The organism is Psychroflexus montanilacus, assembly GCF_020164535.1.
GTDB classification, from domain to species: Bacteria; Bacteroidota; Bacteroidia; order Flavobacteriales; family Flavobacteriaceae; genus Psychroflexus; species Psychroflexus montanilacus.
This window is the reverse complement of the sequence record NZ_JAIQZC010000001.1, coordinates 53,902-75,991: the sequence shown is the minus strand read 5'-3', so window position 1 is coordinate 75,991 and position 22,090 is coordinate 53,902. Positions and strand designations below refer to the sequence as shown.

Genomic DNA, 22,090 nt, shown 5'->3' with positions numbered 1-22,090 from the left:
TTATCTTTACTTCAAAATCATTCAAACCCCTATGAATACTTATATAGATCATACTTTACTAAAGGCTGACGCTAGCCTCACCCAGATTCATAATCTCTGTGAAGAAGCTATCGCTTATAAATTTGCTACCGTCTGTATCAACTCCAGTTACGTTGAATCTGCCGTAGACATCCTTAAAGATTCTAATGTGAAAGTTTGTACCGTCGTAGGCTTTCCTCTTGGTGCTTGTTCTACTAAAACTAAAGTTGAAGAAGCCAAACAAGCGATCGCAGATGGGGCTTCAGAAATAGATATGGTCATCCACCAAGGCAAAGTCAAAGAAAAAGACTTTCAATATGTTGAAAATGATATTCGGTTTGTGAAGCAAGCTATAGGAAATCACACCTTGAAGGTTATTCTCGAAATTTGCAATCTTACCAACGATGAAATCGCTAAAGCCAGCCAGCTCGCAGAAAGTGCTGGAGCTGATTATGTCAAAACATCTACTGGATTTGGAAGTTACGGCACTACCGAAGAAGCTGTGGAAATCATGAAAAAAAACACCTCAAGTCGTGTAAGGATAAAAGCCTCTGGAGGCATAAGAGACGCTGAAACTGCCAAAAGATACATTGATCTGGGGGTTTCCAGAATTGGTGCTTCGGCTGGCATCGCTATCGTAGAGGGAACTTCATCTGATTCAAACTATTAAACCTACTATAATGAGTGTACATATCGACGCTAAGAAAGGCGATATCGCCGAAACTATACTTTTACCTGGAGATCCATTGAGAGCCAAATGGATAGCTGAAACCTTCTTAGAAAATGTTACCTGCTACAATGAAGTTCGAGGAATGCTAGGCTATACAGGAACCTATAAAGGGCAACCCATCTCAGTGCAAGGTACCGGGATGGGAATTCCCTCCATAAGCATTTACGCGCACGAGTTGATTTCTGAATTTGGTGTAAAAAACTTGATTCGCGTAGGTAGTGCAGGCGCCATCAAAAAAGAAGTAGAAATGCGTGATGTCGTCATTGCTATGTCGGCCTCTTCCAATTCTTCTCTGAATCGCAACCGATTCAATGGAGGCGACTTCGCCCCTACGGCCAGCTTTAAATTATTCGATAAAGCCATACAAACCGCCAGAGAACTTGATATTTCCTTCAAAGCTGGAAATGTGCTATCCTCAGATTTGTTTTATACCGACGATCCTTTGGATCATGAAATGTGGGCGGCCTACAATGTGCTATGTGTGGAGATGGAAGCTGCCGGGCTCTATTCTATCGCAGCCAAACATAATGTGAATGCTTTGGCGATTTTAACCATCTCTGACTCTTTAATCACTGGTGAAAAAACCTCTGCTGAGGAACGCGAAACTACCTTCAATCAAATGATAAAAATCGCTTTGGAGCTTGGAGACTAAAGATACAGATCTACAGGTTCTAAAGCAATACCAAGGATTCTTGACTACCCGGTTGATGATAGATCAACTTCCAGGTTCCAAAATCACTGCTTTTGAATTTGAGGCTTTGAGCGAAACAAGAGTCATTGAAGACTTCCCCTATGATGAAGCCAGGGTCTTTAACTTTTTGGGGAAACGTGCTGAGATTTTTTTTAAGTATTATCTTCAGCTCTCCAATCCTTATAAACAAATAGCCTACAGCCTTCAGGTGATTGATGAAAAAACCACCCTTGGCGAGTTTGATTTTATTTGTGAGGATAAGGTTTTGGAGGAAACCCTTCATGTGGAATTGGTCAATAAAATTTATCTGTACGATGATAACCTTCACGAGAACCCAGATTATTGCTGGATTGGCCCTAATCGGCGAGATCGGTTTATCGATAAATTGGAAAAATTAAAAACGCAACAATTCCCTTTGCTTTATCATCCCCTGGCAGAATCTTCTTTGAAAGAACTTAATATAGATCCTTGGAAAGTCAAACAAAAACTGTGTTTTAAAGCCATTCTATTTCTTCCAGAATACTGTAATACGCGCTTTTTTACAACCAATCTGGAAGCCGTTGCTGGCTACTTTTATACGCTTGAAGAGTTTTTGAATAAAAAATGGAAAAACAACACATTTTTCATTCCGAAAAAAATAAATTGGTTTACAGACGAATCTCAGCATACCAAATGGAATTCTTACTCAAAAACCCTATTTCAATTGCAGGAATTTATGGAGCAAAAGCAATCTGTAATGCTCTTCAGAAGAAATAAAAAAGGAGAAACTCGCAAATGTTTTGTTGTCTGGTGGTAATTCGCTACTTCAGAATTCGAACTTCTCCTACCTTCATATCTTCAATGGTCTCCTCTCCTATTCTATAACGTATGAGCCTCAAAGTAGGCAACTCTACCTTGGCCGTCATTTTTCTCACTTGTCTGTATTTTCCTTCTGTGAGTGTTATAGACAACCAGGAAGTTTTTCCATGATCATCTTCGTTTCTAATATCTTTGGCCCGTTTTGGTAAATCTTCTGGAGGCTTTATCAATTGGACTTTACAGGGTCTGGTTTGGTAGGGCTTTCCATAAATGCTTATCTCTACACCTTTGGAAAGTTGATCGGCATGATTTTGTGTAGCCACTCCATCTACTTGCGCCCAATATTCCTTCTCGATACCTGTCGATGTAATCTGATGACTGAATTTACCATCGGTAGTTAAAAACAACAAACCTTCAGAATCTTGGTCCAATCGCCCTACAGACATGGTTCCCTCTGGAAAGTCACCAAGCTCACCAAGAAGCCGTTTATTTCTTCTTCGCGACTGGTTATTCACAAACTGACTTAACATGCCGTAAGGTTTAAATATTTTGAAATTCGCCATTCAGTTAAAAGTTCAGGTTTTATCTTTATGCAAAAATACAATTAAGATCATGTTGGAAGAAATAAAAAGAAATTACGGACATATTTTTGAGGAAGATTTACTTCAGGAAATCAATGACATAGCAACAATCAAAACTGTGAACGCAGGTGATGAGTTGATTAGGACAGGTCAATATTTATCGGCCATGCCATTGCTTATAGATGGGGTCATCAAGGTAATGCGAGAAGATGAAGATGGCTTTGAGCTTATGCTTTATTACTTAGAAAAAGGTGAAACCTGTGCTATGACTCTATCCTGTTGTACCGGTTCTGCAGTAAGCGAAATACGAGCCATAGCAGAAACCGAATCTTCTTTGCTGATGATTCCCATTGAAAAGATGGAAGAGTGGCTTGGAAAATATAAATCCTGGCGGAATTTCATTTTTGATAGTTACCATGAACGATTAATGGAGGTTATGGCAACGATTGATAACATTGCCTTCAAAAAAATGGATGAGCGCTTAATAGAATATTTAAAGAATAAGTCTAAATATTACAACGATTCTGAAATCAAAGTGACTCACCAGGACATAGCTTTCGATTTACATACCAGCAGGGTTGTTGTTTCCAGACTTCTAAAACAACTCGAAAAAACAAATCGTATTAAGTTAAACAGGAATTCTATCAAATTGATAGACATCGACTAAAGCGTAACTTTTGTTACTGTATTCATCTCAAAAATTCCATTACTTTGTTTAAAATTTAAAGTGTACTGATTTTTATAAAATCAAATTCATTTTCATTTAAAATTTGAATTTCGAAAATCACATATGCTTTAGTTCAAAATCAAAAACAATGCAAAAAAAAATAGTAGTTCAAAATCTGAAATGTGGAGGTTGTGCAAATACGATTTCAAAACACCTTACCACACTTGAAGATGTATCTAATGTAAATGTGGAAGCTGAATCTTCTTTGGTTTCTTTTTCTTATGAAAACGAATTAGCCGTTTCAAAAGTTGAAGATAAACTGAAACAACTTGGTTACCCAATTATAGGTAATGCCAATACATATCTGAACAAAGCAAAATCATTTATTAGCTGTGCTACAGGTAAGATGAATCAATAATTTTTAAAACAATCAATATGACAATTAAACAATATAACGACAAACCTTTATCTCACCTTTCTTATGCTATCGTAAGCAACGGGAAGATGGCAGTTGTCGATCCTGCCAGGGATCCACAACCATATTATGAATTTGCAGAAGAACATAAAGCCAAAATTGTAGCAGTGTTTGAAACTCATCCACATGCTGACTTTGTAAGTAGTCATTTACAAATTCATAAAGAAACAGGCGCTACTATTTATGTTAGTAATCTCGTGGGTGCGGATTATCCACACCAGGCTTTTGATGAGGGTGATGAATTCAAAATGGAGGACATTACTTTTAAATGTATTCACACTCCTGGTCATTCTCCTGATGGTATTACCATACATGCAGTAGATGACTCCACTACCAAAGAAGCCATCTTCACTGGTGACACTTTATTTATAGGGGATGTAGGTCGTCCGGATTTAAGAGAAAAAGCTGGTAATATGACAGCCAAACGAAAAGAACTGGCACAGGCGATGTACAAAACCATGACGACTAAGTACAATCATTTGTCTGATAATGTTTGGGTTTATCCAGCACATGGAGCGGGAAGTTTGTGTGGCAAGAATATGAGTTCTGACACAACAAGTACATTAGGTAACGAACGTATAGGAAACTGGGCCTTTCAAGAACAGACTGAAGAAGAGTTCTTGAAAGAAATCTTGGAAGGACAACCCTTTATTCCTTCTTATTTTGGACATGATGTCGACATCAACAAAGCTGGAGCTGCCAATTATAAAGCATCCATTTCTGATATTCCTGTACATTTGAATGTAGAATCTTTTGAGGGTGATGCTCCAATTATTGATACAAGGGCTCAAGCTGCTTTTAAAGCCAATCATATAGCGGGAAGCATTAATATTATGGCAAGATCTGAAAATGATAAGATAGAAACCTGGATAGGAGCTATAATTCAACCTAAAGAAGAATTTTATTTGGTCCTGGATTCCATTTCAGATTACGATGATATTGTGTCAAGAATTGCAAAAATTGGTTATGAATCTCAAGTTAAAGGTATATTAACTTTAGGACAAACGCAATTTGAATCCTCTGATGATTTAGACTACTCTGATTTTAAACAGCATCCAGATCAATACACAATTATTGACATAAGAAATGTTAGTGAATTTGAAGAATCTCAGAAATTCGATTCAGCAAAGAATCATCCACTCAATGAATTAAGAGAGTCTGCTAAACATATTCCTACAGATAAACCTATATTGGTACACTGTGCTGGTGGCTATAGAAGTGCTGCTGGAAGTAGTATTATTGAGCGAATATTACCAGAGGCTAAGGTTTATGACTTAAGTGAACGTATCAACGATTTCAATTAAAATAAACCAAATATTCTTTCTAAAAGGGCGATGAAATTTCATCGCCCTTTTATTTTTGCCGTAATTTTGACCTATGGAAAAAATAGCTTTAATACTTTTAAGTTTGGTTCTAGTTTCCTGCATGGAACCCATGAAAGAAAAATCTACAACGCAAAATTATGTTCTAAAAGGCACTATTAATGGCGATTTTGATGAGTATATCAAAATTAAATATAACGATCAAATGGATAGTGTCCAGGTTGATAACAATGCGTTTCAATTTGAAGGTGAGGTAAGTTCTCCAAAAGCTTTTCAATTTGAATTCGATACAATCACCACTTCAGATGTGTTTTATCTCGAAAATGATACGTTGATTTTTGATATAGTCGTGGATGAAGTTAAAGTTGATGACGAATACTTCAACGAATATCAGGTCAAACAGTTAAGTGGTGGAAATACTCAAAAAATTAAGTTAGAAATAAAAGGCTTTTTGAGCGAAATTTCGAAGTCGAAGAAGAATCGGGATATATTATTGAACAAAACTGATAGCTTGATAAAAGCAAATCCAAACCACGATTATTTGGGTAAACTTATTTCACAATTTAGTATGAATCAAGATTTGCTTTATAATGATGTGCGAAGTCTTATTTCTAAACTAGACGTGGACGAATTAAACCCACAAGATGTGTCCATTTTAGAAAATTATCAGCAGAAGCGAAGAAATTTCCAAATCGGTAGTGAAATCCCTGAGTATGAATTGATTTCTATTACTGGTGATAAAGAAAATCTAAAATCCAATTTCGCGAAATACAATCTCATCCAGTTTTGGAACAGCTACTGTAACGACTGCAAATCTCAACAGCGTCAGTTAGTGGAAATCTATGAAAGGTTTAAATTTAGGGGATTTGAGATTATAGGAGTTTCGGTGGATACCAATCAGGAAGATTGGATAAATGATGTTTTAGAAGAATCTGTTCCGTGGAAGTCTTATAGAATTGATAATGGTTTCACAGGAGAAATGGCTTCAGAAATGGGTGTTGTAGATCTGCCTCAGTATTATTTGGTAGATGCGAAAGGAAGAATTATCGAGATAAATCTAAGTATTAACGAACTTAGCACGATTTTGTCTGCCCTGCTAAACTAATTTTGAAATATTGACGTTAATTATAAAAATCTTATGAAGAATTTCATCAAATATTTTGCTTTTAGTATTTGCTTACTCACAGCCATAAATTCAAATTCTCAGAGTCTAAGCCTTGGTGTTAAAGGAGGTATTAACTACGCGTCTATTTCAAATATAAATGCTGATGGTCGCCTTGGATTTACGGGAGGTGCTTTTATTGGGTTACGATTCAACGCCCTAGCTCTGCAAACTGAATTTTTATTTTCTCAACAAGGCGGAAGATTCCTTGAAAATGATATTGAGACCGATTATGCATTGGTACCAGTCATCATGAAACTTCATTTTTTAAGAATTTTCAATCTACAGTTTGGTCCACAATTCAGTTATTTAATCAATGGGTCCCCATTTTTGGAATCCGAGAAGCTTGATTTATCTGGAGCAGTTGGCCTTGGACTGAGTCTTGGGTCTTCACTTCATATTGATGCGAGATACAACTTTGGGTTTACAGATGCCTTTAAAGGTGCTTCAGGAAATAACCGTTTTATTTCTCTGGCACTGGGTTTGTCTTTTCTATAAGTTCAATAGAAAAATCTGATTTGTCACCGATTTCAATTCTAGACATCTCGTATTCAGGATGCGTAAAAATAAGTTCCTCACCCCTATTTTTGGTATTTATTCTGAAATTTCCTTCTGCATCTGTTTTAGAATTCAAATCTGTTCCCATGACCTGAACGAGAACATTTTCAACTGGGTCACCACCCTCATTCATGACTCTCCCATCCAAAAGGTTACTATCTTTTCCGCAGGAAAGAAAAGTAATGGAAAGCAATAAGAAAACAACTTTTTTCATAGTTTTATTGATCTAAATAGTTACAATTTTATGAAACGAATATACAGCTTACTTTTCATCTTTTTCACCACATTTACAATGCAGTCTCAAGTTTTATCGGGGCATACAGACAAGTTCACAAGAGCTGATACTCTTCGTGGAAGCCTTCGGCCGGAACGCACAAGCTTTGATGTATTGTCCTATAATCTCGATATCAAACTAGATCCTGAGAAAAGATATTTGAGCGGCTTCAATGAAATTGAATTTGACGTTACAGAAAAAACCTCCAAAATTCAGCTGGATTTATTTCAAAATATGCGCATTGATTCTATTGTTTTCAATAATCAAATGCTGGAGTATAAAAGAGAGGATAATGCTGTTTTTATTTCTTTTGAAAAACCTTTAAAGGTCGGAAAGACTGAACGCGTGATAGTCTACTATTCTGGTAAGCCAGTAGTTGCAAAAAATGCGCCTTGGGATGGTGGCTTTGTCTTCTCAAAAGATATGAATGGAAAACCATTTATTGGAGTTGCAGTACAAGGAACAGGGGCGAGTTTATGGTTTCCAAATAAAGACCACCAAAGTGATGAACCCAATACAGTCAATATAAAAGTTAGCGTTCCAAACGGCTTGATGAATGTTTCTAATGGAAGACTCATTGAAGAAATACCACAAGATGATGGTTATACCAAATGGCATTGGAGAGTAGAACAGCCTATCAATAACTACAATATTACGTTGAATGTAGCCGATTATGCTCATTTTGAAGATAAATATAAGGACCTAACTTTAAATTATTATGTTTTAAAAGAGAATTTAGAAAAGGCCAAAGAACAATTTCAACAAGTCAAACCTATGATGGACTGCTTCTATGAAAAATTTGGAACATATCCTTTTCAAAGAGATGGTTATAAGCTTGTGGAAACACCGTACCTAGGTATGGAGCATCAAAGTGCTGTTGCTTATGGGAATGGGTATCAAAACGGCTATTTAGGCAATGATATGTCCGGGACTGGAATCGGTCTTAAATGGGATTTTATAATTATTCATGAGTCTGGTCACGAGTGGTTTGGTAATTCTGTTTCGGCAGCAGACATTGCAGATATGTGGATTCATGAGAGTTTTACCGCCTATTCTGAAGCTGTTTTCGTGGAATGTGAATATGGGAAAAAAGAAGCCATTTCATATTTATATGGCTTGAGAAACGTGATTTCAAATGACAGGCCTATTATTGGTGATTACGGAGTGAACCACGAGGGCTCGGGTGATATGTACTACAAAGGAGCTAACATGTTGAATACCTTAAGAAGTGTTGTAAATGATGACAAGAAATGGTGGGAACTTTTAAAGAAATTTCATGAGACTTTTAAATACCAGACTATACATGCAGACGATGTGATTGAATTTTACAATAACAACACCGATTTTAACCTAAAACCTATCTTTGATCAATACCTGAAGTATACTTCAATCCCAAAGTTACAATTGAAATTCAATAGTAGTAATGAGTTACTTATGCGGTGGGAAACTGATGTAAAAGATTTTGCAATGCCTATTGACTTTCAAAATTCAGATGAAAAGCTTATTCAAAGAGAAATTATAGACAATACTTGGAGGCGTGTGGATGTTGAACTGAACAGTATCGACGAGTTAGCCATTAATAAATATGGTTACTACATTACCATTGAAAACTTAAGCCTGTAAAATTAGCTCATCAATTTTGATAAAGTTTTTTTACGATGAATTTTTCCTGAATTTGTCTCTTCAAATTTATCAACAAAGTAAATATGCTTAGGCTTTTCATATTTACTTAGTGACTTTAAACGGTCAATTGCCTGTTTAAGATCACTTAAAAATTTTTGATTCTCTGGAGCTTCGATAAACAAGACAACCTGTTCTCCAAGTGAATCATGAGGTAATCCAGCAATATAAAATCTATGTGTAATCAGTTTTTGAAGTTTTTTCTCCAGGGTTTCTGGAAATATTTTAATTCCTCCAGTGTTTATGATATTATCCAGTCTTCCCTTCCAAAAAAATTTTTTATAAGTCAGGACCTCTACAATATCATTAGTTACAAGCTCTTTTTCCAAAATTTTTGGTGCTTTTACAACAAGGCAATTGTGTGCATTTTGGGAAACACTCACATTGGGTAAGGCTTTGAATGGCCTTTTCTCAGTGTTATCCGTTTTAGGGTTCAGTTTTCTTGCAGCAATGTGAGATATTGTTTCAGTCATTCCATAGACTTCAAAAACTTTGGTGGGTATTCCTTGAATTAAACCAATTAGGTTTTCTGTAACTGTTCCACCACCAACGATAAGTTTTTTTACTAAATGAAGTCTCCCTAGTGAATTATCCATCTGGAACGGTGTCATCGCACAAAAATCGTAGGTTTTGAAAACTTCATCCAGTGGATTTGATTTAGGTTCTACGATGTCCAGATCCCAGCCTAATACCATCGCCCTTACAAGCATCATTCTGCCACCAATATAGTCAGATGGCAAGCACAATAAAGCCTTGGTTCCTTCTCTTACTTTAAAAAATTTACCTGTTGACAATGCACTATTAACCATTTTTTGCTTATCTAAAAAATAGGTTTTTGGATCGCCAGTAGAACCAGATGTTCTAACCTTTATAGTTTTATAATCATCATTAAGCCAATCCAATAAAAAATCACCTATTTTCTCTTCAAATGGTTCACCTTCTTTTACATAACTATAGGCTACAGTACGTAAATCTCTTCTACTAAAATGATTCCCGTTAATTTTAAAGTGGGGATGAATATCATGTGGATGATTTATCATAAGTCTAATTTTAACCATACCAATACTAGATATTATAAAAATAATAATCAATATTAATATGTTAAATTATCATTACGAGACTGTTTCAGGTAATTTGACTTTTCCGAACAACTTAGATTTCCAGTTTTTCCAATTAAATATCCTTGCCATCACTAATAGATAAATGGGGTAAACAACTAAAACAGGAATAAAAACATCAAATCCCACGGTTGGTTCTTCAGTATAGATCAAAATAGACTCTGTTTGGAAAGCAGTCCAGTCCGCCGTTACTAGTAAAGCTGTAACCAGGTTATTACCGGCGTGAAACCCTATTGAAAGTTCCAGGCCCTCGTCCATGAGGGCCATAATACCTAGCAAAAATCCCGTGCCAATATAGCTCACCATGATGATGTAGCCCATTTTACCAACTTCTGGATTACCAATATGTAATAGACCAAACCCCACAGACGTTACTATCAACGGTAACCATCTGTTTTTGAAAATGATTCCTAAACCTTGCATAAAATACCCTCTGAAGTAAAGTTCTTCAAAAGTTGTTTGAATGGGCACCATGATGATTCCTATAGCTGCCAAAATTAAGAATTGATCCCATTTTAAGTTCCACAAGTAATCATCTGGATTCATCTCATAATCTATTATTGTCATAGCCGCAATGAAGAAACCAACGATACTAAACCCAACAAATACTCTCTTCCAGTCAAACTTAGCTCGTGTGGTAAGCAAATCTTTGAATTTCTGGTTATGAAAAAATCGTACAATGAGCCAGACACCAAAAAATCCAACAGCAAAAGACAGAAGCATTAGAAAAAAAGTGAGATTAGAATCTAAGGTGCCCATTAATGTTTCATAATTACTAATACTTGAAAGATCGGCACCCTCCTTAGTTAATTTAAAAATGACAGCTCCTAAAAATGGTATTGATCCTATTTGCCAAATGACAAAAATCAAAAATGCTCCCACTAAATATCTCCACCATTCGTGGTAACTTTTTGCTGCTAGAGCTATATAATCCTTCATAAATTAAATTTGTTTTCCCATTTTAAATTGGGTTTATACATAATTTTCTCTCCTACAATAGTAAGTGGGCTTTCTATATTATTGGTATAAAGTCCGCCAGTTCCAAGACCCTGAGGCATATTACTATCTTGCACAAACGTAAACTGGGCTATGGCATTCAAACCAATATTACTTTCCAGCGCACTGGTCATCCACCAGTTTATGTTATTTTGATTTGCTAAATCTATCCATTCCTTAGTTCCTTGAAAGCCGCCAATGAGACTTGGTTTCAAAATAATATAATGTGGCTTTATGGTTAGTAAGGCTTCCTGCTTATTTGTTACATCTTTAAGACCAATTAATTCTTCATCGAGCGCAATTGGCAAAGGTGTTTGTTTGCAAAGTTCAGCCATTAGATCCCATTGACCCATAGCAATCGGCTGTTCGATACTATGCAACTCATAATCACTCAGGCGTTTAAGTTTGTCTAAGGCATCATCAATAGCAAATGCCCCATTGGCATCAACTCTAATTTCAATATCGGAAGAAGAAAATTCGCTTCTGATGTACTTCAGCAATTCCAATTCAGCTTCAAAATCAATAGCACCTATTTTGAGTTTGATGCAGCTAAACCCTTGTTGGATCTTATCCTGAATTTGTGTTTTCATAAATGACTTTTCCCCCATCCATATCAATCCATTGATGACCATGCCTTGCTTTCCATCTGTAAATTCTGACGGATATAAAAGGTAAGGATCTGCTGAAGCAAAAGACTGAAAAGCCATTTCTAAACCAAACTGAATAGAGGGATAATCTCTAAGTTCATCATAGAGATTTTCCAGACCAAGATGAATATGATCACAGGTCCATTTCAATACATCTTCAAACTTGTCAAGAGGGTCAATACTAAGGCCTTTTAGAAGTCCACACTCACCAATACCAAATTTATCTTCTGTTTCAATTTTAATGAACCAGGATTCTTTGGTTTTCAAAACACCTCTCGAAGTTCCGCTTGGGCGTTTAAATTTTAATGTATGTTTAAAATATGATGCTTTCATTTTTAAGTTTTAGTAAAATTAAAAAAGCCACTCAAGTGTGAATGGCTTTTGAATAATAATTAAGAATACTCTATTACTTAATGATTAGTTTTTTAGTTACTGCTTTAGAATCATTAATGATTCTCACGAGATACACCCCAGCATTTAAGTCTAAAGACAACTGGGTTTCTTTTTGAACTTTACTTTCCAATACTTTTTTGCCTGTCATTGAATAGAGTTCAACGTTTGTGTTGGGACTGATTCCCTTAAATTTAATATAGCCAGTCGCCGGGTTGGGATAAATGGAAACCTCTTGAAATTCATTTTGATTAATAGAAAGAGATTGATTCCAGACCTCACCCTGTTTATCACCCCAGACATAATCCACCAATTCTGGATAATCTATAAAAGGATTTCTATTGTTTTGCCAGGTATAAACCACGTTATTTCTATTCATTTCAAAATCATCGGCAGGATCTTCTTCATGCCATTGTAAAAGTGTCTGTAAATCTCCTAGTTGTCCACTAATATCAGGAAATCCATCTACGACTGATAAATCATTATATCGTACAGATAAGTAAAATAGAGCTCTCGCTACATCCCCTTTGAAACTTCCCTGAGTTCCGCTTGGACCTACATATTCACCAAAATGCTGATTCCCTCTAGAGCTATTTTCGTTGGCATCTGTAGCTCTTAATCCATGAGCGTCTGAATTTGCATGGCGCAGTGAATCTGCATTGGTTTCCCACCACTCGTTAATGCCTGTTGGGATTTCATCCTCTTCAATACTAAAAAAATCACCTCTAGATCTTGGAAACACATGTTCTCTATTCCAGAACCCAGTTCCAGAAGAACCTTGCTGAAAGAGGTACTTTGGACTAGACTGTTCTCTATAAAGCAACCAAACCTGATTACTATTACTTGGATTTTGGTCTGCCGCTTTTAGAATATCTATAACGTCTGCATAAGTATGAATTTTTACCACACCTTCTTCAGCGATAACATCCTGTATAGCTTCTCTTAATTCCTGACCAGACTTACCGTTTAAAGTTTCAAAATAATTTTCAGGCCCAGATGGTTCAACAAATTCATAAGTAGGGTCTGTGGGAGCTCCCCAGTCTGCAATGCTAAAATCATTATCAACAACAATGATTTCTATAAAATTACTGTTTAAGAAGTATGGATCCCCCAATGACTGAACAGCCAGGTTGATAAACTTATCCCCATCATCAATATCATCATCTATTATTGTGATGGTTGTACTTCCAAATACGTCGCCTTCTGCAATTGTAACCGATGTTGATCCGGAATAATTTTCTTCTCCAAAAGTACTTGAAGTCAACGAAAAGTTGATTGTAAGTGGTTCAGTTACGGGTGAGGACAATTCAAAATCAACATTGAAACTCTCACCTTCATTTACCAAAGTTGTGCTAGGAAGGACATCAATAAAAACAGGGACAATGCCAGAGCCGTCATTGAGTTGTCGAGGGGTTGGATCTGCAATAAACCATTCATTTAGATTGTCAACACTTCTTTGAATAGATTTACCTTGGTCTGTATTAATAATTATGCCTGGCTGAAAATCTAATAGTTGTGGAAGTTCCTGTCCATCACTATCTGGATTCCGACCATAGACAAGAGCATCTACCAAATTTGTAGTTGTGGCTAATGTCCCATCAGGGAAATCATCTACACTTCCTTCATAAATGCCTACAGCATCATTCCCTATCTGAAAAAAATTAGTGGGTATAACCACGTTTGGACTTGGTGTCATTTCTGGACCACCTAAGACAAAAAGTCCATTAAAATCTGTCACAAATCCATCCAAGCTTAAAACATCATAACTTGAATTTCCTCCTGAATTAGATCCATTGAAAAGAACCATAACATAACCATCCAAAGAGACTTCTGGTTCATCAGTCTTTAATTCTATAAATTGTTTATCATTTACTCCTGGATTTCTGAAGTATAATTCATTAATAATCACCTCTTGCGAAAAAATAATCTGACCTAAAAATAAAAAGGCCAGCAAAGTAATTTTGTTCATTCTTATATAATTTTAGCAAAAATAAATTAATAAATCTTCATATAATAGTAAACTGAGATTACTAAAACATTAATAACCAAAAAGGCTCCCAAATTATGGGAGCCTTTTTATATTTATCTGACCAACTTTTTATACTTGATCCGTTTTGGCATGGTATCTCCACCGAGCCTTTTCTTTTTATTTTCTTCATAATCGCTAAAACTTCCCTCAAAAAAGTATACTTCAGAATTACCTTCGAAAGCCAGAATATGTGTACAGATTCTATCCAAAAACCATCTATCGTGAGAGATGACTACCGCACAGCCAGCAAAGTTTTCAAGACCTTCTTCCAAAGCTCGAAGTGTATTGACATCCAAATCGTTGGTAGGCTCATCGAGCAGCAATACATTTCCTTCTTCCTTTAGTGTCATCGCCAAGTGAAGCCTGTTGCGCTCCCCGCCAGAAAGTTTGTCGACTTTCTTATTTTGCTCACTACCATTAAAATTGAACCGGCTTAAGTAGGCTCTGGAATTCACCTTCTTTCCACCCATCATCACTAAATCCTGACCATCACTGAAATTTTCCCAAATGGATTTATCAGGATCTATATTGGAATGCGCTTGATCAACATAAGCGATTTTAGCCGTTTCACCTACTACAAATTCGCCTTTATCTGGCTGAATCTCACCCATGATCATTTTGAAAATAGTAGTTTTACCAGCACCGTTAGGACCAATGACACCTACAATCCCAGCTTGTGGTAAATTGAAATTCAGATTCTCATATAGTAATTTATCATCAAATGCTTTGCTTACCCCTTTGGCATCAATAACATTGGTTCCTAAACGGGGTCCATTTGGGATATAAATTTCAAGTTTTTCATCAAGTTTGTCTTGATCTTGACTCATTAATTTATCGTAGTTATTAAGCCTTGCTTTTTGTTTAGATTGACGTCCTTTTGGAGCCATCTTCACCCATTCTAGCTCTCGCTCCAGGGTTTTTTGGCGTTTACTAGCTTGCTTTTGCTCCTGTGCCATTCGCTTAGACTTTTGGTCTAGCCAGGAAGAATAGTTACCCTTCCAGGGAATGCCCTCTCCTCTATCGAGTTCCAAAATCCAGCCAGCGACATTGTCTAGGAAATACCTATCGTGAGTTACCGCGATAACGGTTCCTTTATATTGCTGGAGATGATGTTCCAGCCAATGCACAGATTCTGCATCTAAGTGGTTGGTGGGCTCATCGAGTAATAGTACGTCGGGTTCTTGTAGCAAAAGTCTGCACAAAGCCACTCTACGCTTTTCACCGCCAGAAAGGCTTTCAATTTTTTGGTCGGATGGAGGAGTTCTAAGCGCATCCATAGCTACGTCTAGTTTGTTGTCAAGCTCCCAGGCATTGGTGGCATCAATTTTATCTTGAAGCACGGCTTGCCTGTCCATCAACTTCTGCATTTTATCGGCATCTTCATACACCTCTGGAAGACCAAAATCATCATTGATTTTGTTGTATTCATCAAGAATTGCCACCACATCAGCAACTCCTTCCTTTACAATGTCAAGTACAGTTTTCTCTGGGTCTAGTTCAGGTTCCTGTTCTAAGTAGCCTACAGAGTAATCCTGTGAAAATACAACATCACCCTGGTAGTTTTTTTCCCTTCCAGCTATGATTTTCATCAAGGTGGATTTACCAGAACCATTAAGTCCAAGTATGCCAATTTTAGCACCGTAGAAAAAACTTAAGTATATATTTTTTAAAACAGGTTTGTCTTCACCTGGATATGTTTTGGATACTCCCGACATGGAAAATATCACTTTTTTATCGTCTGCCATTTATTTTATTTTAAATTAAACTCTTCCTTTTAGGGCGTTAAAGACCCATGCAATAGCGAAAAAACCAATGCCTACTGAAGCAAATCCCCAACCTGCAATTTCATTATATCTGAAAGCACCAAGGGCAATCAATGCTAATCCAACAATTACCATTATAAAAGTAGCCCACGCCAAAACAGTATTTTTATTCATCAATTATCAATTTTATGATTTGCTAAATTACGAAAACGATTTTTAATGCCAATTTTAGCGTTAGCACTTATCAGAAAAACTTCAGTTTTATGACTTTATGTAATGTTTCAGAATCTCGCATAATTTTTCATTAAAATCGAAATGATCAAAATCTGCCTCAAATAACTTCTGATTGATTTCGATCTCAATTCCTAAATACTGTTTCGGAAATTGGTTTCTCAAATTGGTTGTGAGTCCATCTGATTTGCCTAGATACGGGTAATTCATTCTAATTCTAAAATTTGGAAATATTGATTTTAATTCAGTTTTAAAATTTTTAGCAAAGTCTTGTTCTACTTTACGACTTGGATCGTATAAAATTCCAATTTCAGCATTCCTATCAATTTCGTTCCATACTGGTGTAAAACTATGAATGGATAAATGCAGCACTGTTTCTCCTTTAGCTATAAATTCATCTATGTTCTGCTGAATTTGATTCCGGTAAACTTGATAATAATCATTTATTAATCGATTCTTTTCTGTTTTGCTCAGAGTTGATGAAATACTTGAAAATAAGTTAGGATGCGACAATGACCTATTCACTTCAATTAAAAGCCTGCTCCAGGGATAATGAGCTGAATAATCTGCTAAAAATTGTAAAGATTTATAAACCTCAAAAGCACCAATATCATAGCCTTCGTGAGTATTTAATCTAATTTGATGCGTTTCAAAAAGAGAAATATACTGTGATGGCAGTTCGTTACTGGCGTGCTCACAAGTCAGAATCAATTTCAAGATAAAAACAGTTTGTTTTTTGACAGAGCAACTCCTATGTTTTGATATACTTTTAGGATATTTCTTTCAGAAAAATCATTTTGAATCGCTTTTAAAATTCTTGTAGATAAGCTTCCATGTTCCAAAATCAAGGCGATAGCAGATGCATGATCAGCGGTTAATTTTGACGACACTTTTTCAAATAAATGTTTGAAGATGTTCTTAATACTCATCGATTCTGCATCGATTCCAAATAAATTTAAATAAGCTTTATTATGAATAACAGCATTTTCAGCACTTTCTATACTTTGATTTAAAATTTCAAAAAGCGAGTCTTCATGCCATTGCTTTTGCTCTTGTAAAGTTGAATAAGTTTCACCGACTAAATCTTTTAGAATTTCAACAATAAAGCTAGCTATAGCTACATCTGCTAAAGGACATTCCTGTAAATCTAAAACACGAATTTCTATTGCATTCCTGTCAAATCTTGCAATAGCTCCTCTAGAATTGAGAAAATGATGTTCTAAAATTTGATCGTGATCATACGGAGCAATAGCAGCGTTGATGGGTTCGAAAATTATAGCTTTATACTCTTCGTAACTAAAAACCTGCTCAGGAATGACTTTTCCTGTCATTTCTGGAATTTGCTTTTGATTGGTCAAATATAGCTTCATCCTTGAATCCATAAACGCTCCAGATTTTCCATCTAATATCGGTGAACTTGCACTTAATCCAGGTAAAATGGGAAGTAATATTCTAATCGCTGCATGTAGTTTTTCAAACTCTACATCATCATAAAATGGCAAATTGATGTGCATACTTTGCACATTGGACCAACCATGACCGCGACAATCAAATATTCTGTTATATAGTGCATAGACATCGCTATAAGAATGCTGCCAAAGCTTCATTTCTAATTCTGGATTCATCAATGGATGTGCAGCTGTTGGCCATAAACTAAGGCCTATGGCTTTTAGTAAATGATTGATTTCAACAATGTTTTCATGAAACTTTTGGTCTAAGGTATTCAAATCTTTTGTTGGTCCGTTGGTTTTCAATTCAACCACATGTGCTGCCAGTTCATTACTCCATTCTATGTCTCCATTATCTACATCAGACACAATTTGTCCAGTCTTTAGCTTCATCAATTCATCTACTGAAGCGTGTATTTTACCTGTTTTGGAGTTGACAAGCATATATTCTAATTCAATTCCAAAAACTTCAAAAAGATGGTATTTCATAAGTCTTGTTTAGAATTTAGCCGATTTTTTAAAGCCTGGAGAATTGTTGTATAAACAGCATCACCATAAAGCCCATCTTCAACGCCAACATCAATATTAGGATTATCATTGATTTCTATAACCAAAGCTTTTCCATTTACTTCTTTTACATCGATACCATACAAACCTTTTCCCATTATTTTTGCGGATTTTAGAGCCGCTTTCATCACTTGCTGGGGAACATCTTCTATCGCAAAGCAGTCTGCATTACCGTCTTGGTCATTTTTCTTACTTGCCGACCAGTTGTAGATTTGCCAGTGTCCTTTTGCCATAAAATAACGACATGCATAAAAGGGTTTTGAATCTATAATCCCGATTCTCCAGTCGTATTCAGAAAAAGTATATTCTTGAGCAATGACCAAATCTGATGTTTTAAACATTTCTGTGATTAAAGCCTCATATTCTTCTTTAGTTTTCGCCTTTTTTACACCAAATGAAAAGGTGGAGTCTGGAGATTTTAAAACACATGGTAAGCCCGTTATTTTCAGCACTTCGTGTTTGTTGTCTTTATGAACAATCATGGTTTTTGGGGTAGGAATTCCATTCTTACTTAACGCTTCTGCCATAAATACTTTGTTGCAACATTTCAAAATAGCATCCGGGTAATCAACAATCGCAAGACCATCTTGAAGTGCTTTTCTAGCAAAGGCATAAGCTTCATTATTCACTTCTGTACTTTGTCTAATGAATAAAGCATCAAAAGAAGAAAGACGGTATAAATCTTCAGGGGAAATCAATTCCACATAAAAATTCATTTTTTCTGCCAGATCTATAAACTTTTTTAAGGCCTTTGTATTGCTAGGTGGTGCAGGATCATTCTTTTGGACAAGAATAGCTAAATCGTATTCAGATTTATCAATTTTCGGTGTATCGTAGCGCTTTTTTGCAAAATACTGAGATGCAAAATAATGCATGCTTTCCAAATGCTCCTCAGGAATTTCAGAAATTGAAATGGCTTTTATAGATTTGATATTCCATTTGGTAGTGTGTTTAAAAACCACTCTGAGGAATGGTATTTGAAAATGTCTAAATATCAATCTGCTCAATTCTCGGTACTTCTGAGCTACATTTTGCCCAAAATAAATACTCAAAGTAAATTCTTGAGATTTTATTGATTTTAAACTCTTTTGAATTTCCTCTTCAAAATCTTCTGAAACAATTTTGACGAGCTTCTTTTCACCAAGATCCACCAAATTACTGATGGTAGGAATAGATGTATGTCCGCGAGCTTCTGCCAGCAAAGATACATAGTAACCTTTTGATTGGTAGCTGTATTTATCGCTCAAATTAAAAACTCTAGCGTTTTTTAAGTTAGCATAATCAGGTTTTGTGAGGTAATCTTGTGAAGTTATAATGGACGTATGGTCCATTTCAATTGGCCATTTCTCGGGTTGGCTCACCACAATAAGTTTGTTCATTTATAAATTAAAAACCAATCAAAAATACACTAAAATTGAATCCAAATTATAAAGTATAAAAATAAAGATCAAGAGACTTTTTCTAGATAGGTTTTCATCTCTTCATTGACTTTTTTCCAAAAAAGATAGAGATCTTCTAGGGCAGACACGTCCATTTCTAAAGAATCATCTCTTAAAGAAAGCTCTAATGCTTTAGGATCATGAATAGGTTTTGCATTGACCTGAGCGAACCTTGAGGATAATTTGTGAATAATTTCTGCCAGCGAATTTGTATTCTTGCCTATCAATGCAATTTTGAAATTGGAGAGCTCTTTATCATTTTCGCTTACTAAAGTTTGAACAAGGTCATTTAAGATGTCTTCATCGTCTCCTGCATAAACTCTAAGGTCTTTAAAATTAAATGACTCACTATTCTGTTGTTCTGAAACTGATTTAGAATTGAATTGTCCTTGAATATTTAAAAGTTTTGCTGCTTTTTCTAAGATGATATCTCGCTTTATCGGCTTAAATGCTTGCTCATCAAATATTTTAAGCTTTTGCTTTTCTTCTTCATTCAGCATCACATTGGCAGTTGAAACTATGGTGTTTTTGAGATAAATACCATTCTCTCTTAATTTCATAATCAATTCATAACCAGTCATAAATGGCATCTTAAAATCTAAAATATAAAGATCATACGCATGATTATCCATAAGGTGTTCCAGTCCTTTATTGGCATCATTAAAAACTTTTAACTGTGGTCCATAAGGTTCAAATAACTTCACATAAAGTCTGGATATCAAGACATCGTCATCTAAAATGAAGATTCTCTTATCTTTAAGAGCATTGACTGGAAAATCAAATTTTTTAATCTCTGGTGCGATTGCCTCCTTCTGAGCTAAATCGAATTCAAAATTAATTTTGAAAATTGATCCCTGGTTTGGTTCACTTTCTACTGAAAGCTTTCCTCCCATTTCCTTCACAAGTTTCTTCACGATTCCAAGGCCAAGTCCTGTTCCTTTCATTTTGTTTTTGTGGGTGCCAGCCTGCTGATAATCCTTAAAAACAGATTTTATTTCTTCATCTGTCATACCAATGCCTGAATCTTCAACTTCAATTGTTACATCAATCTTATCGTTGATCACTTCCGTATTTACATTTAATTTAATATACCCTTCTTCAGTATATTTCAATGCATTATGCATTAAGTTGTAAAGTATTTGTTGAAGTCTTTGTGCATCTGTCTTTACATACAAATCCACAACAGGAATTTTGAAAATAGGATCCAATTTCTGGTTCTTAACCAATTCTTTGAATCCTTGCTCTATATCTCTGAAGACCTTTGACAAATTACAAGGTACATTGTGTATTTCTATAATACCAGCCTGAATTTTTGCCATGTCCAAAATTTCGTTGGTCATCTGGTACAAATAATTAGAGGCTACTTTGATGGATTTTACATTCTCATCTTTATCATCGAGCAAGTCAGAATACCCAATTATTGAAGTTAAAGGTGTTCTGAGCTCATGGCTCATTGTGGACAAAAATTTTTGCTTTTCAAGTGCGTTGCGTTTAGCCTTAGCCTCACTAGCTTTTAATTTCTGCTGATAATAAATGTTTTTATTGATATCGTTTAAAATGATAAACAGTGAAATTAAGCTCACCAGAATGAGAACGGCAATAATAACTCCCAGTTCAAAGAAATAGGTGATGTAGTCCTCTTTCAATCCTTTAATGGATTTATTGTAGTACTCATATTCCTCGAATAGTATCTCATTCAAAGTGTTTTCGACATAATTATTTACTTCAATGTTTTTTCGAAATATTTCTTGTTCTTGACTTTTTAAAGCATTTAAAACATTAATTCTTTTTTGCTGATAATCCTGAATAGCTGGAAAAATACTCGCCTTTTCTGTTGGAGTATCACTTTTGGTAAATAATGTGTCTATAGATTGTTTGATTAAAGTATCCCTGGTGGAGCTTACTCTAGTTTCTGTAGTGTCTGGTTCTGGCTTTGAAGCCCCAAATAAGCGCTGAAAAAAACTCCGCTCATCTTCTTCTTGAGCATTTTCTTCTATTTTTTCATAAATCTCTGAATTGATTTGTTTGATGATTGTAACAGAATCTGAAGGCTTTGCCTCAATTTTAGATAGTTCTTTATTCACCAATAATTTCAAATCCTCCACAAATACCTCCTGACTTTGCTCACGCCTGTTTTCAAGTTCAAAATAATCATCTCTTATTTGCCTTAGCAAACTTGGTATCGTGTCTAGATTTCTGTTTTCAAGGATTCTATCTTGATTGAAATTGCTTTTCACCGAGTCTACATTCATTTCGATAGATAGGATCAAACTATCAGATTTCATAGAATTAAACCTTTCAGAATCGACTAAGTATAAATTATTCAACTTATTGAGATCAACCATTATTTTTTTAAGATGATCAGATCTTTTGTTAGGAGTCAAAGTGTTTTCTACCTTATTTCCAAGGGCGTTAAGACTATCGTAAAAATAAAATCCAATAGCTAAAAGGCTTACAGAAAATAAGGCAAAGAGCCACATCATTTTTCCCTTTAGTTTGAACATAA

21 protein-coding genes are annotated in these 22,090 nt (G+C 35.5%); 9 read left to right on the top strand and 12 right to left on the bottom strand.

Translation table 11 applies throughout. The features are described from left to right. Positions 1 to 31: 31 nt before the first annotated feature. From deoC to LB454_RS00320, 3 genes are read left to right on the top strand one after another with little or no spacing between them, the layout of a single operon-like run. Positions 32 to 688, top strand: coding sequence for a deoxyribose-phosphate aldolase (deoC, locus tag LB454_RS00330; protein WP_224462320.1), 657 nt, complete (start codon positions 32 to 34; stop codon positions 686 to 688). A 10-nt stretch (positions 689 to 698) separates the two neighbouring features. Next, positions 699 to 1,400 (top strand): purine-nucleoside phosphorylase, encoded by a 702-nt coding sequence (gene deoD / locus LB454_RS00325; RefSeq protein WP_224462319.1) that lies wholly within the window; start codon positions 699 to 701, stop codon positions 1,398 to 1,400. Then, on the top strand, positions 1,390 to 2,235 hold the full coding sequence (locus tag LB454_RS00320) for a DUF1853 family protein (protein ID WP_224462318.1): 846 nt from the start codon (positions 1,390 to 1,392) through the stop codon (positions 2,233 to 2,235). The genes deoD and LB454_RS00320 overlap by 11 nt, the downstream gene beginning before the upstream one ends. A 4-nt stretch (positions 2,236 to 2,239) precedes the next feature. Here LB454_RS00320 and LB454_RS00315 read toward each other — a convergent pair whose 3' ends face one another. Next, entirely contained in the window at positions 2,240 to 2,800 is a 561-nt protein-coding gene (locus LB454_RS00315) for a pseudouridine synthase (protein ID WP_224462317.1), read from the bottom strand. A gap of 49 nt (positions 2,801 to 2,849) precedes the next feature. On the opposite strand from LB454_RS00315, the gene LB454_RS00310 reads away from it, so the two are divergent. The 5 genes from LB454_RS00310 to LB454_RS00290 all read left to right on the top strand — a co-directional run bounded on the left by LB454_RS00310 (position 2,850) and on the right by LB454_RS00290 (position 6,942). Then, positions 2,850 to 3,485 carry a Crp/Fnr family transcriptional regulator gene (locus LB454_RS00310; RefSeq protein WP_224462316.1) on the top strand — a complete coding sequence of 212 codons (636 nt, stop codon included), beginning with the start codon at positions 2,850 to 2,852 and terminating at the stop codon, positions 3,483 to 3,485. Positions 3,486 to 3,633: 148 nt separating this feature from the next. Beyond that, a complete protein-coding gene (locus LB454_RS00305; protein ID WP_224462315.1) occupies positions 3,634 to 3,903 on the top strand; it encodes a heavy-metal-associated domain-containing protein in 270 nt (89 codons plus the stop codon). 17 nt (positions 3,904 to 3,920) lie between these two features. Beyond that, on the top strand, positions 3,921 to 5,264 hold the full coding sequence (locus tag LB454_RS00300; protein WP_224462314.1) for a rhodanese-like domain-containing protein: 1,344 nt from the start codon (positions 3,921 to 3,923) through the stop codon (positions 5,262 to 5,264). Between the two features lie 73 nt (positions 5,265 to 5,337). Further along, the gene (locus LB454_RS00295; RefSeq protein ID WP_224462313.1) at positions 5,338 to 6,387 is read left to right on the top strand and encodes a TlpA disulfide reductase family protein; all 1,050 of its coding nucleotides are present in this window, start codon (positions 5,338 to 5,340) and stop codon (positions 6,385 to 6,387) included. Between the two features lie 33 nt (positions 6,388 to 6,420). After that, a complete protein-coding gene (locus tag LB454_RS00290) occupies positions 6,421 to 6,942 on the top strand; it encodes an outer membrane beta-barrel protein (RefSeq protein WP_224462312.1) in 522 nt (173 codons plus the stop codon). On the opposite strand, the gene LB454_RS00285 is transcribed toward LB454_RS00290, so the two are convergent. Then, entirely contained in the window at positions 6,908 to 7,216 is a 309-nt protein-coding gene (locus tag LB454_RS00285) for a carboxypeptidase-like regulatory domain-containing protein (protein ID WP_224462311.1), read from the bottom strand. The genes LB454_RS00290 and LB454_RS00285 overlap by 35 nt on opposite strands. Positions 7,217 to 7,246: 30 nt before the next feature. Here LB454_RS00285 and LB454_RS00280 point away from each other — a divergent pair, with 30 nt between their 5' ends. Then, positions 7,247 to 8,899 carry a M1 family metallopeptidase gene (locus tag LB454_RS00280; protein ID WP_224462310.1) on the top strand — a complete coding sequence of 551 codons (1,653 nt, stop codon included), beginning with the start codon at positions 7,247 to 7,249 and terminating at the stop codon, positions 8,897 to 8,899. Between the two features lie 2 nt (positions 8,900 to 8,901). Here LB454_RS00280 and LB454_RS00275 read toward each other — a convergent pair whose 3' ends face one another. The 10 genes from LB454_RS00275 to LB454_RS00230 all read right to left on the bottom strand — a co-directional run bounded on the left by LB454_RS00275 (position 8,902) and on the right by LB454_RS00230 (position 22,088). Beyond that, positions 8,902 to 9,996: an AMP-binding protein gene (locus tag LB454_RS00275; RefSeq protein WP_224462309.1), complete on the bottom strand. Its 1,095-nt coding sequence runs from the start codon at positions 9,994 to 9,996 to the stop codon at positions 8,902 to 8,904. Positions 9,997 to 10,068: 72 nt separating this feature from the next. After that, complete coding sequence (locus LB454_RS00270) at positions 10,069 to 11,013, bottom strand: CPBP family intramembrane glutamic endopeptidase (RefSeq protein ID WP_224462308.1); 945 nt, start codon at positions 11,011 to 11,013, stop codon at positions 10,069 to 10,071. After that, positions 11,010 to 12,050 carry an o-succinylbenzoate synthase gene (locus tag LB454_RS00265; RefSeq protein ID WP_224462307.1) on the bottom strand — a complete coding sequence of 347 codons (1,041 nt, stop codon included), beginning with the start codon at positions 12,048 to 12,050 and terminating at the stop codon, positions 11,010 to 11,012. Before LB454_RS00265 ends, LB454_RS00270 begins: the two co-directional genes overlap by 4 nt. A gap of 73 nt (positions 12,051 to 12,123) precedes the next feature. Beyond that, positions 12,124 to 14,076, bottom strand: a complete 1,953-nt coding sequence (locus LB454_RS00260) for an endonuclease (protein ID WP_224462306.1) — start codon at positions 14,074 to 14,076, stop codon at positions 12,124 to 12,126. 113 nt (positions 14,077 to 14,189) lie between these two features. Further along, positions 14,190 to 15,881, bottom strand: coding sequence for an energy-dependent translational throttle protein EttA (ettA, locus tag LB454_RS00255; RefSeq protein ID WP_224462305.1), 1,692 nt, complete (start codon positions 15,879 to 15,881; stop codon positions 14,190 to 14,192). 15 nt (positions 15,882 to 15,896) lie between these two features. Continuing rightward, entirely contained in the window at positions 15,897 to 16,073 is a 177-nt protein-coding gene (locus tag LB454_RS00250; RefSeq protein ID WP_224462304.1) for a CAL67264 family membrane protein, read from the bottom strand. Between the two features lie 87 nt (positions 16,074 to 16,160). Continuing rightward, on the bottom strand, positions 16,161 to 16,847 hold the full coding sequence (locus LB454_RS00245) for an N-formylglutamate amidohydrolase (protein ID WP_224462303.1): 687 nt from the start codon (positions 16,845 to 16,847) through the stop codon (positions 16,161 to 16,163). Further along, positions 16,844 to 18,067, bottom strand: coding sequence for a glutamate-cysteine ligase family protein (locus LB454_RS00240; RefSeq protein ID WP_224462302.1), 1,224 nt, complete (start codon positions 18,065 to 18,067; stop codon positions 16,844 to 16,846). The genes LB454_RS00245 and LB454_RS00240 overlap by 4 nt, the downstream gene beginning before the upstream one ends. Beyond that, positions 18,064 to 19,524, bottom strand: a complete 1,461-nt coding sequence (locus LB454_RS00235; protein WP_224462301.1) for a RimK family protein — start codon at positions 19,522 to 19,524, stop codon at positions 18,064 to 18,066. The genes LB454_RS00240 and LB454_RS00235 overlap by 4 nt, the downstream gene beginning before the upstream one ends. Before the next feature lie 68 nt (positions 19,525 to 19,592). Beyond that, positions 19,593 to 22,088, bottom strand: a complete 2,496-nt coding sequence (locus LB454_RS00230) for a hybrid sensor histidine kinase/response regulator (RefSeq protein ID WP_224462300.1) — start codon at positions 22,086 to 22,088, stop codon at positions 19,593 to 19,595. Positions 22,089 to 22,090: the final 2 nt, after the last annotated feature.

What these genes read in the sequence shown, in the direction of transcription:
- LB454_RS00240 (WP_224462302.1), bottom strand. Translation starts at nt 18,067, where the DNA reads ATGAAATACCATCTTTTTGAAGTTTTTGGAATTGAATTAGAATATATG.
- LB454_RS00290 (WP_224462312.1), top strand. Translation starts at nt 6,421, where the DNA reads ATGAAGAATTTCATCAAATATTTTGCTTTTAGTATTTGCTTACTCACA.
- LB454_RS00270 (WP_224462308.1), bottom strand. Translation starts at nt 11,013, where the DNA reads ATGAAGGATTATATAGCTCTAGCAGCAAAAAGTTACCACGAATGGTGG.
- LB454_RS00235 (WP_224462301.1), bottom strand. Translation starts at nt 19,524, where the DNA reads ATGAACAAACTTATTGTGGTGAGCCAACCCGAGAAATGGCCAATTGAA.
- LB454_RS00265 (WP_224462307.1), bottom strand. Translation starts at nt 12,050, where the DNA reads ATGAAAGCATCATATTTTAAACATACATTAAAATTTAAACGCCCAAGC.
- deoC (WP_224462320.1), top strand. Translation starts at nt 32, where the DNA reads ATGAATACTTATATAGATCATACTTTACTAAAGGCTGACGCTAGCCTC.
- deoD (WP_224462319.1), top strand. Translation starts at nt 699, where the DNA reads ATGAGTGTACATATCGACGCTAAGAAAGGCGATATCGCCGAAACTATA.
- LB454_RS00285 (WP_224462311.1), bottom strand. Translation starts at nt 7,216, where the DNA reads ATGAAAAAAGTTGTTTTCTTATTGCTTTCCATTACTTTTCTTTCCTGC.
- LB454_RS00260 (WP_224462306.1), bottom strand. Translation starts at nt 14,076, where the DNA reads ATGAACAAAATTACTTTGCTGGCCTTTTTATTTTTAGGTCAGATTATT.
- LB454_RS00295 (WP_224462313.1), top strand. Translation starts at nt 5,338, where the DNA reads ATGGAAAAAATAGCTTTAATACTTTTAAGTTTGGTTCTAGTTTCCTGC.
- LB454_RS00280 (WP_224462310.1), top strand. Translation starts at nt 7,247, where the DNA reads ATGAAACGAATATACAGCTTACTTTTCATCTTTTTCACCACATTTACA.
- ettA (WP_224462305.1), bottom strand. Translation starts at nt 15,881, where the DNA reads ATGGCAGACGATAAAAAAGTGATATTTTCCATGTCGGGAGTATCCAAA.
- LB454_RS00300 (WP_224462314.1), top strand. Translation starts at nt 3,921, where the DNA reads ATGACAATTAAACAATATAACGACAAACCTTTATCTCACCTTTCTTAT.
- LB454_RS00275 (WP_224462309.1), bottom strand. Translation starts at nt 9,996, where the DNA reads ATGATAAATCATCCACATGATATTCATCCCCACTTTAAAATTAACGGG.
- LB454_RS00315 (WP_224462317.1), bottom strand. Translation starts at nt 2,800, where the DNA reads ATGGCGAATTTCAAAATATTTAAACCTTACGGCATGTTAAGTCAGTTT.
- LB454_RS00310 (WP_224462316.1), top strand. Translation starts at nt 2,850, where the DNA reads ATGTTGGAAGAAATAAAAAGAAATTACGGACATATTTTTGAGGAAGAT.
- LB454_RS00230 (WP_224462300.1), bottom strand. Translation starts at nt 22,088, where the DNA reads ATGTTCAAACTAAAGGGAAAAATGATGTGGCTCTTTGCCTTATTTTCT.
- LB454_RS00250 (WP_224462304.1), bottom strand. Translation starts at nt 16,073, where the DNA reads ATGAATAAAAATACTGTTTTGGCGTGGGCTACTTTTATAATGGTAATT.
- LB454_RS00305 (WP_224462315.1), top strand. Translation starts at nt 3,634, where the DNA reads ATGCAAAAAAAAATAGTAGTTCAAAATCTGAAATGTGGAGGTTGTGCA.